General features: G+C 34.5%; 18 protein-coding genes and 1 riboswitch. Of the genes, 16 read left to right on the top strand and 2 right to left on the bottom strand.

The window, feature by feature from the left end; genetic code table 11:
* Window positions 1–137: 137 nt before the first annotated feature.
* Window positions 138–725: a DNA-3-methyladenine glycosylase I gene (locus tag IGI65_RS10775; protein ID WP_412256465.1), complete on the top strand. Its 588-nt coding sequence runs from the start codon at window positions 138–140 to the stop codon at window positions 723–725.
* A gap of 134 nt (window positions 726–859) precedes the next feature.
* Here IGI65_RS10775 and IGI65_RS10770 read toward each other — a convergent pair whose 3' ends face one another.
* Window positions 860–1408: an NADPH-dependent FMN reductase gene (locus IGI65_RS10770; protein ID WP_438774183.1), complete on the bottom strand. Its 549-nt coding sequence runs from the start codon at window positions 1406–1408 to the stop codon at window positions 860–862.
* Between the two features lie 254 nt (window positions 1409–1662).
* Between IGI65_RS10770 and rpsP the strand changes: the two genes are divergently transcribed.
* The 10 genes from rpsP (at window position 1663) to mgtA (ending at window position 11108) form a co-directional block, all read left to right on the top strand.
* Window positions 1663–1935: a 30S ribosomal protein S16 gene (gene rpsP / locus IGI65_RS10765; protein ID WP_016171544.1), complete on the top strand. Its 273-nt coding sequence runs from the start codon at window positions 1663–1665 to the stop codon at window positions 1933–1935.
* Window positions 1936–1946: 11 nt separating this feature from the next.
* A complete protein-coding gene (locus IGI65_RS10760; protein WP_034864609.1) occupies window positions 1947–2192 on the top strand; it encodes a KH domain-containing protein in 246 nt (81 codons plus the stop codon).
* A gap of 108 nt (window positions 2193–2300) precedes the next feature.
* The gene (locus IGI65_RS10755) at window positions 2301–2564 is read left to right on the top strand and encodes a hypothetical protein (RefSeq protein WP_071864866.1); all 264 of its coding nucleotides are present in this window, start codon (window positions 2301–2303) and stop codon (window positions 2562–2564) included.
* A gap of 121 nt (window positions 2565–2685) precedes the next feature.
* The gene (locus tag IGI65_RS10750; protein ID WP_412256461.1) at window positions 2686–3465 is read left to right on the top strand and encodes a hypothetical protein; all 780 of its coding nucleotides are present in this window, start codon (window positions 2686–2688) and stop codon (window positions 3463–3465) included.
* A 218-nt stretch (window positions 3466–3683) separates the two neighbouring features.
* Window positions 3684–4217 carry a DUF3267 domain-containing protein gene (locus IGI65_RS10745; RefSeq protein WP_412256460.1) on the top strand — a complete coding sequence of 178 codons (534 nt, stop codon included), beginning with the start codon at window positions 3684–3686 and terminating at the stop codon, window positions 4215–4217.
* 72 nt (window positions 4218–4289) lie between these two features.
* Window positions 4290–4811, top strand: a complete 522-nt coding sequence (gene rimM, locus IGI65_RS10740; protein ID WP_071864869.1) for a ribosome maturation factor RimM — start codon at window positions 4290–4292, stop codon at window positions 4809–4811.
* Entirely contained in the window at window positions 4801–5550 is a 750-nt protein-coding gene (trmD, locus tag IGI65_RS10735; RefSeq protein WP_071864870.1) for a tRNA (guanosine(37)-N1)-methyltransferase TrmD, read from the top strand. Before rimM ends, trmD begins: the two co-directional genes overlap by 11 nt.
* A 166-nt stretch (window positions 5551–5716) precedes the next feature.
* Complete coding sequence (locus tag IGI65_RS10730; RefSeq protein ID WP_412256631.1) at window positions 5717–7006, top strand: TIGR00341 family protein; 1290 nt, start codon at window positions 5717–5719, stop codon at window positions 7004–7006.
* A 137-nt stretch (window positions 7007–7143) separates the two neighbouring features.
* The gene (gene rplS, locus IGI65_RS10725; protein WP_071864872.1) at window positions 7144–7491 is read left to right on the top strand and encodes a 50S ribosomal protein L19; all 348 of its coding nucleotides are present in this window, start codon (window positions 7144–7146) and stop codon (window positions 7489–7491) included.
* A 371-nt stretch (window positions 7492–7862) separates the two neighbouring features.
* Window positions 7863–8032: riboswitch (M-box (ykoK) riboswitch) on the top strand.
* A 421-nt stretch (window positions 8033–8453) separates the two neighbouring features.
* Window positions 8454–11108: a magnesium-translocating P-type ATPase gene (mgtA, locus tag IGI65_RS10720; protein ID WP_412256630.1), complete on the top strand. Its 2655-nt coding sequence runs from the start codon at window positions 8454–8456 to the stop codon at window positions 11106–11108.
* 150 nt (window positions 11109–11258) lie between these two features.
* Here mgtA and IGI65_RS10715 read toward each other — a convergent pair whose 3' ends face one another.
* Window positions 11259–11870 carry a DUF4867 family protein gene (locus IGI65_RS10715; RefSeq protein ID WP_412256457.1) on the bottom strand — a complete coding sequence of 204 codons (612 nt, stop codon included), beginning with the start codon at window positions 11868–11870 and terminating at the stop codon, window positions 11259–11261.
* Window positions 11871–12292: 422 nt separating this feature from the next.
* Here IGI65_RS10715 and IGI65_RS10710 point away from each other — a divergent pair, with 422 nt between their 5' ends.
* From IGI65_RS10710 to IGI65_RS10690, 5 genes are all read left to right on the top strand, one after another.
* Entirely contained in the window at window positions 12293–13750 is a 1458-nt protein-coding gene (locus tag IGI65_RS10710) for a peptide MFS transporter (protein WP_071864875.1), read from the top strand.
* 535 nt (window positions 13751–14285) lie between these two features.
* Complete coding sequence (locus tag IGI65_RS10705; RefSeq protein ID WP_071864876.1) at window positions 14286–14534, top strand: GlsB/YeaQ/YmgE family stress response membrane protein; 249 nt, start codon at window positions 14286–14288, stop codon at window positions 14532–14534.
* A gap of 15 nt (window positions 14535–14549) precedes the next feature.
* Window positions 14550–15113, top strand: a complete 564-nt coding sequence (amaP, locus tag IGI65_RS10700; protein ID WP_412256454.1) for an alkaline shock response membrane anchor protein AmaP — start codon at window positions 14550–14552, stop codon at window positions 15111–15113.
* Between the two features lie 11 nt (window positions 15114–15124).
* Window positions 15125–15322, top strand: a complete 198-nt coding sequence (locus IGI65_RS10695) for a DUF2273 domain-containing protein (RefSeq protein ID WP_071864878.1) — start codon at window positions 15125–15127, stop codon at window positions 15320–15322.
* A gap of 47 nt (window positions 15323–15369) precedes the next feature.
* The gene (locus tag IGI65_RS10690) at window positions 15370–15969 is read left to right on the top strand and encodes an Asp23/Gls24 family envelope stress response protein (protein ID WP_438774182.1); all 600 of its coding nucleotides are present in this window, start codon (window positions 15370–15372) and stop codon (window positions 15967–15969) included.
* The last annotated feature ends 258 nt before the right edge of the window (window positions 15970–16227 follow it).

Here is a 16227-nt window from a genome sequence, read left to right as displayed (position 1 = left end):
TTTAATTAACAACTTTTAAAGCGTAAATATAGCTAAGCAGATTACAAATAAATTTTATTTGTATTTTTTATTATTGAATTCGAAAAGAATTTATTATCTGATAAAATAAAAAGAAATGATTATTAAAGGAGAAAAGGATGAAACGATGTGATTGGGCAAAATCTGGCAATGCTGCGATGAAGGATTATCATGATACCGTCTGGGGAGTACCGGAATATCGGGATGACTATTTATTTCGTAAATTAATTTTAGATATCAATCAAGCGGGATTAAGCTGGCAGACAATTTTAAATAAGAGTGAGGCTTTTGATGAAGCGTATGCTAATTTTGTGATAGAAAAGGTCGCCGCTTTTGATGATAAAAAAGTGACAGAATTAATGAACAATGCAGGTATTATAAGAAATCGACGCAAAATTGAGGCAGCCATTCAAAATGCAAAATGTGTGTTAGCTATCCAACAAGAATGGGGGAGTTTTGCTAATTACTTATGGCATTTTGTGGCGGGAAAACCAGTTGTTTCAGGTTTTAAAACAGCAACAGAAGTTCCAGCGACCACCGCATTATCTGATGAAATCACAAAAGATTTAAAAAAACGTGGATTCAAATTTGTTGGCAGCACCATTATTTATGCTTTTTTACAAGCAACCGGAATTGTAAATGATCATTTGACCACCTGTTTTCGTTATGAAGAGATTATAGAAGAAACTATGGATAAGAAAAGTTGAATAGATGAATAGAGTGAACCTGTTTACTTGTAAAAATTAGGCTATTAGCTTTAATCATGGTGAAAATAGGCTATCTTGTCTAATAAAAAATACCAAAACGACAATAAAGTCGTTTTGGTATTTTTAATCTTCAATTAGGCTGTTAATTTATTGAAAAATGTTACATATTTGTCAACGATTAATTGGAAGAATTTCGCTGTGTCTTCCACGATAGTGCCATCTTCTTTAACTAAATTATGAATGCCGCCGATATATGCTTCTGGTTGTTGCAAGGTAGGCATATCTAAAAAGACTAATGATTGACGTAAATGATGATTAGCGCCAAAACCGCCAATACCACCAGGAGAAGCAGTTACAACAAGCGCTGGTTTACCGCCCCAAACACTTGAACCCATTGGACGTGAACCAACATCTAAAGCATTTTTTAATGCCGCTGGTACAGAACGATTATATTCAGGTGAGAAGAAGAAGACACCATCTACATCTGCAACTTCGGAACGAAATCTTTTCCAAGCTGCGGGCATATTGTCATTTTCTAAATCTTCATTGTAAAATGGTAAATCGGCAATCTCAATGAATTTGGCCTCAAAACCAGCTGGTAATAGTTTTGCAAATTCTTTAGCGACCGCTAAGTTGTATGAGTCTTTGCGTAAACTCCCGACGATAAAACCAATAGTTTTCATAAATACAATTCCTCCTAAAATTTTATGAGTTACTAACTTTTGTTACCATAATCATAACAAGAAAAGTAGGCAGAAAACAAAAGATACGTCTTGTTAAAAAACGAGCGATATTTTTTACTTGAAATACTGATTATTGCTCACAAAATTATGCGTCGAAAAAAATTATTTTACCTGTAAAGAAAAAACTCTTTACACCAAAGAAAAAACCTGTTAAACTACCTCTTGTGATTAAATTATATGGAGGTGGAATTGTAATGGCAGTAAAAATCCGTTTAAAACGTATGGGTTCTAAAAAGAAACCTTTTTATCGTATCGTAGTAGCAGACTCTCGTTCTCCTCGTGATGGACGTTTCATCGAAACTGTAGGTACTTACAATCCTTTGATTGACCCTGCAGAAGTAACAATCAAAGAAGATTTAGTTCTTGATTGGTTGCAAAAAGGTGCACAACCTTCTGATACTGTTCGTAACATCCTTTCAAAACAAGGCGTTATGAAAAAACACCACGAAGCAAAATATACGAAATAAGGTGACTGATGATGACTGATTTAACTGATTTAGTCTTGACGATTGTTCGTCCGTTAGTTACTCAGCCTGATCTTGTGAAACTTGATGTTGAAGAGTCAGCTGACTTTTATGAATATAATTTGAGCGTGGCACCAGAAGATATCGGTCGTATCATCGGCAAACAAGGTCGGGTCGCAAAAGCAATCCGTACCATTGTCTATGGCGTACGAACGGAAGGTACCAAAAAAATCCGACTAAATATTTTAGACGGGAAATAAACAAAGATTAAGGCAGTTCCTTTTAGGAACTGTCTTTTTTCATACTTCAGACGGAGGAAAAAGTTATTTTTTTAGGCGATAATAAAAGAAAAAGAGGAGGAAAAAACGATGACAGAATGGCTTGTAATTTTAGCAATTATTATTATTTTGTTTATTATTTTTAAACTGGGTTCTTTTTTATGGCGCTTTTTAGGCTTAGCAATGGCTATCTTTTTAGTGTGGGTCTTTAAAGATGATATTAGCAATTGGTTTAACCAAGCGGTAACACAAATTAATGCCAATGGTATTGAATCTGTGTTAAACAGTGGTGTCGACTTTGTGAAAGAATCGTTTACTAGCATCAGTAATTGGGTTTCTAATCAAATTGGCTAGTAAGATAAGTCGTATTAATTGTCAACTGACTTCAAATTGAGTACGCTTAATTTTAATCAATAAATCTTTTTTTATTGACGTAAAAAGATGAAATTTTAAGTCTTAAATTTGGAGGGTTAAAATGAAAAAGATAATCATAATGAGTGTATTACTTTTAACTTTAGCTGGCTGCGGACAAAAAGCAGCCGAGACAAAAGACACAGATCAAGCAGAAACGACAGTTACAACAACTGCCAAAAGTACTAATACGCAGTCGACTAGCAGTAGTACAAGTACAAAAAATAGTACAAACACAAAGCAAACAGATGCTTTGGCTGAATTAAAAAAGGAAAATCCCAAGGTATTACTACCCACTGATATTCCACGGGATGAAAATCGTGCTTTAAATATCGCAATGGATAAACAAAGTGACAGCTTGGCAGTGTTGTACTACATTATGGATACCCCATTAGTATTAAATGATCAAAGTTTAAACCAACAAACGCCTTTTGCTCGCTATAAAATGGAGCAATTTGACACAAAAGCCGCGGCTAAAAAAGCTGTTTCGTATCAATTTGATGACGGAGGCAAAAAAGTTGATTTAGGTCATAATATTACCGCTTATAGTCAAGGTGCCGCTGGTTCAACTTATTTAAATTGGCAGGAAGGTAACTGGTCAATTTTAGTGCGGGCTAGTAATGTAGCCGGCCAAGACGGAACTGCATTAGCAAAAGAAGTTGTCAATTATCTAGAAAAAGCAACTTTGCCAGCGCCAAAAGACGTAGGTCAAATTACAATTGATATGGCCCAAAACGGTTATGAAGCCAATCAGGTGGTTTGGCAAGAAGGTAAAACTGTTTATACTGTGGCCCATGAAGATACTATTCCAGCTCTAGAAATGGCTGTTTCGATGAACAAATAGCTAATTTGTCTTACTTTATAAAATTAATTCTTCCCAAATAAAATTATCTGCTTAGCTATTTAGAAGCTGGCAAAGATGATTTTGTTTGGGGATTTTTTTGGTTTTTTACTAATTGTTTAATTATTAGATGTAATCGCGATAGAAAAATATGGAAATGTTATAATAAAAGTATCGTTACCAAAATGATTTGTCCAATTGTTAGAAAAGTAGGTTGGTTTATGCAGTTATATCGTAATTTAAATTTATTAGAAGATGAAAAAATTATAAAAAAATTGAATATTGCTTCACTAATAGTGATGGCGGTTTGCTACGTTCTTTTATTATTACCCCCTATCAGTCAGCCTCCCTTTAAAAGTATGTTTTTTTTAGTTGAATTTTGTGCTATTGTCATTAGCCTTGTAATAGTGGTAATCCTTCATGAGGGCATACATGGTATCTTTTTCAAAATTTTTAATCGTAAAGGAAAAGTAAAATTTGGTTTTAAAAACCAAATGGTATACGCCACTAGTCCGGGATCTTTGTATCGAAAATGGCAGTTCTTTTTAATTAGTATTGCACCCTTTGTCATTTTGACGACATTGTTACTTATTGTCATGCGAGTATGGCCATATACTTGGCTACGTTTATTAATTGCGGCTCATAGTGGTGCTTGCGTCGGCGATTTTTATTGGTGCTATTTACTATTAACGACGCCTAAAAATTTATTAGTAGAAGATACTGAAGTAGGATTGAACCTCTACAAAGTAGGCTAGCAGAAAACTCTGAGGCATGATAAAATGAATCAGAAATTTTACTTGAGATAATAAGGGAAAAGAGGCTATAAAATGGAATATTTAAATGTTGGAAAAATTGTCAACACCCATGGCATTCGTGGGGAAGTGCGGGTTATTTCGCAAACAGATTTTCCCGATGAGCGCTATCAAAAAGGAGAAAAACTATTTTTATTTCGTGAAGGGATGCCACCGCTAGAATTGACTGTAGCGGGTCACCGTCGCCATAAAAACTTTGATTTGTTAACCTTTGAAGGTTATCCTAACATCAATGATGTTGAAAAATTTCGCGATGGTATTTTAAAAGTTGCTAAAGACAATCTTGCCCAACTGGCTGAAGATGAATATTATTATCATCAAATTATTGGCTTAATTGTTGTTGATGAAGATGACAAAGAAATTGGTAAGATAAAAGAAATTTTATCTCCGGGGGCAAATGATGTCTGGGTGGTGCAACGAAAAGGTAAAAAAGATGCTTTAATTCCTTACATCGCCTCAGTTGTAAAAGAGATTGATTTAGCAAATGGTATTGTAAAAGTAGAATTGCCAGAAGGGTTGATTGACGATGAGGATTGATGTATTGACTCTGTTTCCCCGTATGTTTGAAGGACCAATGGGAGAATCAATTATCGGCAAAGCACGAGACAAAGAGTTGTTAGAAATTAATGTTGCTAATTTTCGTGATTTTGCTAATAACAAGCATAAAACGGTCGATGATTATCCTTATGGTGGGGGCGCTGGGATGCTTTTAAAAGTGCAGCCGATTTATGATAATTTAAAAGCTATTGAAGAAGCAACTCCGAACGTAAAAAAAAGAGTCATTTTATTAGACCCTGCCGGTAAGAAATTTGACCAAAAAGTTGCCGAAGAGTTTGCCAAAGAAGAGCATCTGATTTTTATTTGTGGGCACTATGAGGGCTATGACGAACGGATTCGTAGTCTTGTCACCGATGAAGTTTCTTTAGGAGATTACGTTTTAACCGGTGGAGAACTCGGTGCGATGGTGATGATTGACGCTACTGTGCGCCTTTTACCAGATGTTTTAGGCAATGAGACTTCAGCAAAAACAGATTCCCATTCAACTGGTCTATTAGAACATCCGCAATATACCCGTCCAGCAGAATTTGCGGGGATGAAAGTGCCAGAAGTTTTAATGAATGGTAATCATAAATTAATTGAAGCTTGGCAATTAAAAGAATCCTTAAGACGGACTTATTTACGTCGTCCGGATATGCTGGCTTCTTATCCTCTAACTAAAGAAATGGAAAAAATGCTAGCAGAAATTAAACAAGAAGAGCAATCCGTGAAATCGTAATTTTTTTTATAACTAATAGCCATACTTATCTACTTTGTCTGTTTGTACAGTTGCGGTAGTTAAGTACATGGCTTTTTTTGTGTTTTAGCTCGGGTTGAATGTAAAATTGTTCAATTGCGATTTTTAATGGTGTTTAGATTTCATAAAAAACTTTTCTCTTGGTACAATTAAAAGAGAAATTGCTGTTAAAGGAGGGCTTCTTATCGTCAAAAGTGGGACATTAACCAATGAAGAGCTTTATGAAAAGATTTCTGCTGGTGTCAATATTAAAAAAGAAAATTTTGTTATTTTAGTTTGTGCTATTTTTATTGTTTCAATTGGCTTAAATATAAACTCGCAACCAATTTTAATTGGGGCTATGTTAATCTCGCCATTGATGGCACCAGTCCAAGGTCTAGGTATGGGGTTGGGCGTTTTTGATAGTCATTTAACGATTCGCGCGTTACGTTTATTAGTATTAGAAGCGCTTTTTGCAGTCGTAAGTGCCTTGCTTTATTTTTGGTTATCACCTCTAACTTATGCAAGTAGTGAAATTTTAGCACGGACAGAACCGACAATTTGGGATGCAATCATTGCTATTTTAGGTGGCACGGCAGGAATGATCGGTGCCAGACAAAAAGAAGCGAATAATATTGTACCCGGTGTAGCCATTGCGACAGCTCTGATGCCACCACTATGTGTGATGGGCTATGCGATTTATACCCAAGATTTGGGGATGTTTTTTGGATCGGGATATTTATTTTTAGTCAATGTTGCTTTTATTACGATTACAACATTTCTGGTGGTGCGGGTATTACATTTAAACTATCGAATAGCAGTTGATAATAAAATGGAAAAGCGGCGGCATTATCTTATGGTTGCAGTAGCTGTTTTAATTGCAATTCCCAGTTTTATTTCAGCGGGAAATTTGATTCAAACAGAAATGTCGCAACAACGGGCAAAAGGATTTGTTAATAATGCGATGGCTGATTATTATGTTTTAAATCAAAATATTGATGAAAATAAACAAATTTTAACTTTGGACCTATTAGGAAGAAAGCCCGATGACACTGAATTAGAGCAGTTGAATCAAAAACTAAACGACTATCATCTGGGAGAGTATCAATTGGTTATTAATCAAGTAGCCAATAACGAGACAATCAATATGCAAGATATCGATCACTATATTGATCAAAAAATACAAAACCAACAGCTACCTAATCGCGTAACGACGAAGCCCAGTCAGTCTTTATCAGATACTATGGATGAGATAAAACGGCAATTATTCTTAGATTATTCCACGCAAATAAAAAAAGTTAGTAGTGACACGCACACCACAAACGATAATGAAACAGGAAAAATAACCGTTACTTTAGCGCCAGATGTAACCAAAAACCAACAAGAGCAAATAAGACAATCATTAGAAAAACTAATTTCTGAGACTGATTATGACATTGATAGTGAACTAAAAAAATGAGTTTGACAAGAATTTCTTCTTTACATCTCGATTTAATATATGGTAGTATGTTTGAGTGAGTGTTTCACTCAACTATTACGATAATCCGCTGAGGTGACGCACCTTAAGATTGTTTGGAAATAAGGAGAATGATAAAAATGAATCCATTGATTCAAGAACTAACTCAAGAACAATTACGTACTGACATTCCTGCTTTTCGTCCTGGTGACACAGTTCGCGTTCATGCGAAAGTTGTCGAAGGTACAAGAGAACGTATCCAGTTATTTGAAGGTGTTGTTATCAAACGCCGCGGTGCTGGTATCAGCGAAACTTACACTGTTCGTAAAGTATCAAACGGTGTTGGTGTTGAACGTACTTTCCCATTACACACACCACGTGTTGCTAAAATTGAAGTCGTTCGCTACGGTAAAGTTCGTCGTGCAAAATTGTACTACTTACGTGCTTTACACGGCAAAGCTGCTCGTATCAAAGAAATCCGTCGTTAATAATAACTTATCGAATGGTAAAAGAACCCTTAACTGTAAAGGGTTCTTTTTTTTGTTGTCATTATTATTTAGGGGAAATGAGATGAGAAGTTTTTTGTAAATATGATTAGTACCTATCAACCATCAAAAAATCATATCGGACATTTTGAATTGGATAAATCAGTTCAACTACTACTTTCACCCCAGTATTTACTTTTAAATAACGACAATAAAATTTAAAAGATAAAAACTTGTTATAAAATATTTTTTACAATAAAGAAATAGTATATTAACATGGGATAAATGCGTATATTTTCAGATTTGAATAATATTTGTATTTAGAAGTGGTTGACAAGCTGTTTTTCGTTTGTTATTCTTTCAACGGAAAATAAAATATGATTTGTTAGGTGAGGCTCCTATACAAACACAGGCTACTGCCCAAAAATGTCGAGAGACGCCAATGGGTAGAACAGGAATTGTCGAATACAAGGCTCTTCTTAAGGTAGCTAAGATGTTTATCTTTACGTTGTATAGTGCCAAAACTCAACGATTAGATCAACGTCTATTTGTCATGTGTTTTGATAATTATGGTACGGCTTTTCGTGGAGTTTACTGCGAAAAGCCGTTTTTTTGTTGGTCTGATTGTGATTTTCCAATAAAGCGAAAGGAGAAAAAGGGATGTAGCTTTAAATTTACATTTTTTAAGAATAAGTAACTAGCCAAGTGGTAATTACTGCTAAATAAGCAAAGCATTTTGAAACGAGGAGATGAAAACAAATGGACGATAGTAGTTCGAAGAACATGGGTTTGCAGAAATGGGGAAAACAAACTAAAAGGCAATTATTGTCTATTTGTTTTTAGCTCCTCATCTCTCCAAACCCTAGCTCAGGAGGTTTTTTATGAAAACGCTAGGAGAATTTGTCCTATTTTTAGGGATAGGAATTTTATTGTGGCGAATGTTTATTGGAGAGAAGGAAGAGAAGATGGAAAAGAAAAAACTAAAACGAAACAATGTTAATTATGAATTAATGGCCAAAAAGACAGTAGACAATCTTTTTGAGACATTTCAAAGTTCCAACAGAGGATTATCCTTTGAACAAGCTGAAAACCAAAGAGCAAAATATGGTGATAACAAAATTGCATATGGAAAGAAAATGCCACTTTTCATTGAAGTGCTAAAAGCTTACATTACGCCATTTACTTTGGTTTTAATTGGACTTGGGATTACATCATTTGTGACAGATATTGTTATTGCATCTCCTGAAGAACGTGATTTTTTTGGTAGTGGGATAATTTTTACGATGGTATTAATTAGTGGTACTATGACTTTGATTCAGTCGGTTCGTTCTAATCAAGCTGCAGAAAAGTTGAAGTCTTTAGTTAAAGTGACAGCTACAGTTAAACGAGAAAATCAATATGTTGAAATTCCGATGTCAGAAATTGTTTGTGGGGATATTGTAAAATTAGCTGCCGGAGATATGATTCCGGCTGACATGCGTCTTGTAAATACAAAAGATTTATTTATTTCACAATCAGCTTTGACAGGAGAGAGTTATCCGGTCGAAAAACGTGCCGAAGCACTTATCACGAAACGGAATACAGAAACTAGTTATGAAAACATGGTGTATATGGGAAGCAATGTAGTCAGTGGAAGTGCTAAAGGAATTGTAATTGCGACTGGCAATCAGACATTATTTGGAAATATCGCAGAGTCATTAGCTAGTACACCGGTTAAGACCAGTTTTGAAACTGGTATCAAAAAGACCTCATTTGTGTTTATTAAATTTATGGCATTAATGGCACCAACCGTAATCATCATCAATGGGTTTACTAAAGGTGATTGGCTAGAAGCGTTTTTGTTTGGACTTTCGGTGGCTGTCGGTTTAACTCCAGAAATGTTACCAATGATTGTGACTACCAATTTGGTTAAGGGTGCTACTGTTATGGCAAAAAAAGGCACTGTCATTAAAAATTTGAATTCTATTCAAAACTTTGGCGCAATCGATGTTTTGTGTACGGATAAAACAGGAACTCTAACGCAAGATAAAATCATTTTAGAATATCATTTGGACTTAAATGGTAATGAAGATGCGCGGGTACTACGCCATGCTTATTTAAATAGCCATTATCAGACTGGGTTAAAGAATTTATTAGATGTTGCGATTATTGAAACGGCTAGAGAGCAATTGGACACAAATAAAATTCGTTATAAAAAGGTGGATGAAATTCCTTTTGATTTTGAACGTAGAAGAATGAGTGTAGTCGTAGAAGATCCAAGTGGAAAAACACAAATGATCACAAAAGGCGCAGTCGAAGAAATGCTGCAAATTGCTAGTTTTGTTGAGATTGATGGTAAAATTACGGCTTTGACACAAGCGGTTAAACAAAAGGTTTTAGAAAAAGTGAATGAGCTAAATGAAGATGGCTTGCGGGTAATTGCCGTAGCTCAAAAAACTAATCCAAGTGTTGCTGGTGAGTTTTCGATTTCTGACGAAGCTGAAATGGTTTTAATCGGTTATTTAGCCTTTCTTGATCCACCAAAGGAAACGACAAAACAAGCATTGGAAACACTAAAAAATCACGGTGTAGGGGTCAAAGTCTTAACTGGTGACAATGCATTAGTAACAAAATCTGTCTGCCAACAAGTGGGACTACAAGACGAAAACATTATTAGTGGAGAAGATCTTAGTAAAGTATCGAAGCAAAAACTAAGTAAATTAGTGGAAGAAAACAACATTTTTGTAAAGCTAAATCCACAGCAGAAACAACAAATTACGACCGTTTTAAGAGAAAACGGTCATACTGTAGGTTTTCTTGGTGATGGCATTAATGATGCGCCGGCAATGAAAGCCGCAGATGTCGGCATTTCGGTGGATACAGCAGTTGATATCGCCAAAGAATCTGCAGACGTTATCTTATTGGAAAAAGATTTAATGGTCTTAGAGCGTGGAATTATTTTGGGTCGCGAAACCTTTGGCAATATTATGAAGTATATTAAAGCGACTGCAAGTTCTAATTTTGGCAATATGTTTTCAGTTTTAGTAGCTAGTACTTTCTTGCCATTTTTACCAATGTTGCCATTACAAATTCTCTTTTTAAATCTTATTTATGATATCTCATGTGTTTCAATTCCTTGGGATCGGATGGATAATGAGTATTTAGTTACGCCAAAACGCTGGCAAGCTAAAACAATTGGAAAATTTATGCTATGGTTGGGCCCAACGAGTTCTTTTTTTGATATTACTACGTATTTATTAATGTATTTTATTATTTGTCCGGCTGTAATCGGAGGAAACTACCATACATTAAACCCACAACAACAACTAGCTTTTATGGCTCTCTTCCACGCTGGCTGGTTTGTAGAATCACTATGGTCCCAAACGCTTGTCTTACATGCATTACGTACACCTAAAATTCCATTTATTCAAAGTCGTGGCTCGTTTATTATGATGACGATCACTTCATTAGGAATTTTAATCGGTTCTATTTTACCTTTTACAACATTTGGTCACAATTTAGGGCTCGCGATATTACCAACGAATTACTGGTTATGGTTAATTCTGACGATTATAGCTTATCTTACATTAGTTACGTTAGTTAAACGATTTTATATTGGGCGTTACCAAGAATTATTGTGAGCATAAAAAGTAAAGTTTATAGACAATGAAAATACACTATAGTAAAAAAGGAGTCTGTTATTAACGACTCCTTTTTTGTTAGCTTAAATTATAATTTAGCGTCTTTTTGCTTTTTTATTAACGATTACTGTCAAATTAAGAAATTGGTAGTCATTTAATTCGTTTATCAATTAATCCCACTTGAAAGCCCGCTGCAATTTTATCGGTACGAGATGGATGGACAAGCATAAATTTATTCGTTACTTTAACAAGGGGATTATCAACTTCTGTGGTTAAGGGGGTATTTGTCCCTTTAATTAAAGCAATTGCCTGTTGATAGCCATCATCATTTGTTTCAATGGGACTGTAATGTAAAGTTGTACTGAATAGTTCAATTGCGGTGCCTTTTTCTAGTAAAAAACTTTCCATTAAAGTTGCATCGTAAGTATTATCTACAATATCGTAACGATGCCCTACAACCAAAATTGCATCAGTAAGTGCGACAATTACTTCACTACCTTGATGAAATTCAATGGCGGTGATTGCTTTGTTATGTCCAGCGCCAGAACCAAATTGAATTGGTAAGCCTGCAAAAATATTTTTTTGCACCCAATCAAATTCTGGCAAAGCTTCAATCGCTGGGACTGAAGCGAGATATTGATTTCCTTCTTTTGGTGTGGCGATCAGCTTTTTTTCTTCCATCGTGATCACCATATTGCTAAAATCGTATTCTGTTATAGTGCGGCCATAAGTTTTAAAAGATGGATCTTGAGTTGTTTTCATTTTTACTCCTTTCTTCTTTCCTTTTTATTTTACTCCCAAATGTTTTTATTTGCATCAATTTGTTTGGTTTTTAATATTTTTAGTTTTGTTTTGTTCGTTTTTATCGATTGATACGATAAAGATAGAAATCTGAGCTGATATATTTACTAATGAAGTAGAATAATTTTTTAGTTCTATACCACCATCTTAATGTGAAAAAAATAACTCTTGTCTCATGAAAAAAATTAAAAAATCTTGATTTAAAACTGATGAAGTAAAAACAAAATTTAAAATTCTCATTGACATTAAAAATGGTGGTTATTTAAATAAATTTCTCTCAGTTAATTATTCTTGAAATTTATAAATGAAAAGAATAAACTAGTCTCTGTGAATTTTCAGAAAAATTTATCTATTTATGATACTGAAGCAAAAGGAGCTTTTATATGGAAGAAAAAACTTTTATGGGGCAACCACGAGGGCTTGCGACGCTTTTTTTCACTGAGATGTGGGAACGATTTAGCTATTATGGTATGCGGGCAATTTTACTTTATTATATGTACGATGCTGTCACAAATGGTGGTCTGGGTTTACCAAAGGCAACAGCTGTGGCGATTATGTCTATTTATGGTTCAATGGTTTATATGTCAAGTATTGTTGGGGGCTGGATTTCAGATCGACTTCTAGGTTCTCACAAAACAGTCTTTTATGGCGGGATTTTCATTATGTTTGGCCATATCGTTTTAGCAACGCCATTTGGCTTAGCAGCGCTATTTATTTCAATGATTTTGATTGTAATTGGAACAGGGATGCTAAAATCAAATGTCTCCGGCATGGTTGGGCATTTGTATTCTAAAGAAGATTTAAGACGTGATACAGCTTTTTCAATTTTTTATATGGGGATTAATATTGGTAGTTTAATTGCGCCGATTATTGTGGGGACTTTAGGTCAAAAAGTTAATTATCACTTAGGATTTTCTATTGCTGCTGTCGGTATGTTTTTTGGTTTAGTACAATATCGTCTGCAAGGGCGGAAAACCTTGGCTAACGTTGGGGTAGAAGTCGCAAATCCACTTGTTGGCGCAGAACGAAAGAAATTTTTCCGTAATCTATTTATCGCATTAATCGCTGTAGTTATTATTTTTGGTGGAGCAGCGTTAACCAATCATTTAGACGTTGACTTTTTCATTGATAGTGTAAGTATTTTAGGTGTTTTATTGCCTATTTATTATTTCACTACGATGTTACGTTCAAAAGATGTAACAGCAGACGAAAAGAAAAAAGTATTGGCATACATTCCTTTATTTTTATCAGCGATTGTATTTTGGTCACTAGAAGAGCAAGGTTCTTCTATTTTGGCTTTATTTGCGGCGGATCGTACCCAAGCAACTATCTTTGGAATTACGATTCCTGCTAGCTTATATCAAACTTTAAATCCATTATTTGTTGTACTATTAACACCTGTGTTTGTCTGGTTATGGACAAAATTGGGTAAAAAACAACCAACAACAGAAGTGAAATTTGCAATTGGTTTAATTTTAGCCGGACTATCTTTTGTTTTATTAATGTTTCCAAGTTTAATTTATGGCGTAAATGAAAAAGTCAGTCCTTTGTGGCTAGTGGCTAGTTTCTTTATTATGATTGCAGGTGAAATGTGCTTGTCACCGGTTGGCTTATCTGTGACTACAAAATTAGCTCCTAAAGCGTTTGAAGCACAAACTTTAGCAATCTGGTTATTAGCAGATGCTTCTTCACAAGCAATCAATGCTCAGATTACGCGGTTTTATTCACCTAGTACAGAAGGTAGTTACTTTGCAATAGTTGGTGGGGTGGCAGTAATAGTCGGTATTTTACTTTACAGTGCAAAAAAACCAATTCGGCGCTTAATTGGTAATATTCACTAAAAATGTATTTTGTAAAAGGGTATTGAAAATGATTTTTAAATCATTTTCAATACCCTTTTTTGCATACTTACATTTTATAAAAAGAAGCTTTTTTATGGCTGAAATACTTTGAATTCTTTGATTTTAGGCAATTTGTGAAATAAGAATTTTACCAGTGATAAAATTATTTTTTTTACTTTCAGATTTTGAAAAAAATCGTCTTAAGAAATTCTTAATATTTTATTCTGTTTTTTTATTTATATAAAAGGAGCGAATTTTTTAAATAAAACCGCTATTTTTCTTTTCTTTTAATTAATTCCTCATAGACTAGTGACGTCATGGTTTAATGGGGTTGTTGAAAGACAATTCCAGTATAGATTAGAAAATATATTCAATTTAATTCAAAAAAAATTTGTTTTTTTATAATTATTTCTGTATTTATGAAGTACACTTTGTTTAATATTTTTTTCAGTAAATGCTATGATTTTTATAGAGATTGATCAAACGTAAACGTTTTAGATGGACGTTTAAATAAAAAGTGAAAGGAGTTTTATTTATGGGCTTATTATGGTCGTTAATTGTTGGAGGTGTCATCGGTGCGATTGCGGGTGCAATTACCAACAAAGGTTCTTCAATGGGGATAATTTACAATGTCATAGCTGGTTTAGTTGGATCGGCAATTGGCCAAGCGTTATTTGGTAGCTGGGGACCTGTGATTGGCGGAATGGCAATCATCCCTTCATTAATTGGAGCAGTAATTTTAGTTGCCGTCGTGTCCTTTTTCTTCGGACGAAAAGCAGCATAAAAAGGATGTGATTGTATGCGAAAAAGTATGAAGGTAGTCTTACTTTTAGTTATCTTTTTCTTGTTCTTTCCCTTAATGCATACGTTAATTACAACGCAATATGTTGCAAATCTATCGTTTTCATTATTACCTTTTAATGCTTATCCTTTTGTGGGTAGTGTAATGGGACAGTTTCTATTTTGGACAGCTGCTGGATTGTTGATTTTACTTGTCATTTGTATTTTTGTAATAATCTTTTTCCCAAAAGTCAGCAATCAATTAGAAATTGAGACTGAAAATGGTAGTTTAACGATTCAGAAAAAGGCGATTGAAAACTACGTCTTAACAGCAGTGAAAGAAGAACCATTTATTGCCAACCCAAATGTTAAAGCGGTAATTAAGAAAAAGAAAATTAAAATCTACGTTAGTGGTCAAATGCGCAAAGTCTTTCAGACAACACAGCGACAAGAACTTCTATCAGATAAAATCAAAAATGATTTAAACCAATTATTCGGTGCCAAACAGGAAATCGTAACCGATGTTATCTTTAAAGATTTTCGTGAACAAAAATACGAAGATGACGAACCAAGAGTTCAATAGGAGGGATAATAATGAAAGAATTAGTCGCACAATATAAATATCCTTTGATTTGCGGAGCCCTTGGTTTATTATTGGCAATTTTAATCCTTACGATTGGCATTTTGAAAACATTGCTTTTAATAATATTTACAGCAATTGGTTTATACTTGGGCTTTTATCTGCAATCAATTGGATTTTTCGAACAATTCCGTTCAAAAAATAAAAAATAGGTAATAAACCGCAAGTTCGGTTAAGAAATATTTAGGAGGAATTAAGCATGGAAAACAAAACACCAAACATGAAACCAGAAACAAAACCGGTACCACCAAAACCACCAGTAGAAAAAGCAGAGGGAATTAAAGGTGAATTGACTTTTGACGATAAAGTCGTTGAAAAAATCATCGGGATTGCTTTAGATGAAATTAGTGGTTTACTAACTGTTGATGGCGGCTTCTTCTCCAATATCGCTGGAAAATTAGTAAACACAGATAACCCAACTTCAGGTATTGATGTAGAAGTTGGTAAAAAACAAGTTGCTGTTGATCTTTCAATTGTAGCTGAATATGGTAAAGATATTACCAACATTTATAATCAAATTAAAGAAGTTATTGCCCGTGAAGTTAAAAAGATGACAGGTTTAGATGTGATTGAAGTAAATGTGGATGTTGTAGATGTGAAAACAAAAGAACAACATGAAAAAGATTCTGTAACTGTTCAAGATCAATTATCAGACGCAGCGTCTGCAACTGGTGATTTTGCTTCAAAACAAACTGAAAAAGCCAAAGCAGCGTTAGGAAAAGCTGGCGATAAAGTCAGTGATGGCGCACAAGATGTAAAAGAAAATGTCCAAGAAGCAAAAGAACCACGCGTTGAATAAAAATTAGTAAAGATTATCAGCCAGGCTGGAAAGAAAGTGATATTTTCTTTCCAGTCGCTTTTTTTATAGCTAAAAGGAGCGATGATTTTTACATAAAGTAAAATAATACATCTAGGTTATTATTTGAGAGCGGGTGTGACAGAAGTTTTGTCTCATCTCCTATTTCCGAATAAACGTGTGACAAAAGTAGCTTCTTCGGGGGTTCCATCTTATTTCTTGAAACTGGTCGCTTCTGTCGCAACCTTTTATGCTTTTATT

The sequence above is a fragment of the Enterococcus sp. DIV0755b genome, from assembly GCF_051713765.1.
Lineage (GTDB): Bacteria > Bacillota > Bacilli > Lactobacillales > Enterococcaceae > Enterococcus_C > Enterococcus_C canintestini.
This window is presented reverse-complemented; position numbering and strand designations above follow the sequence as displayed.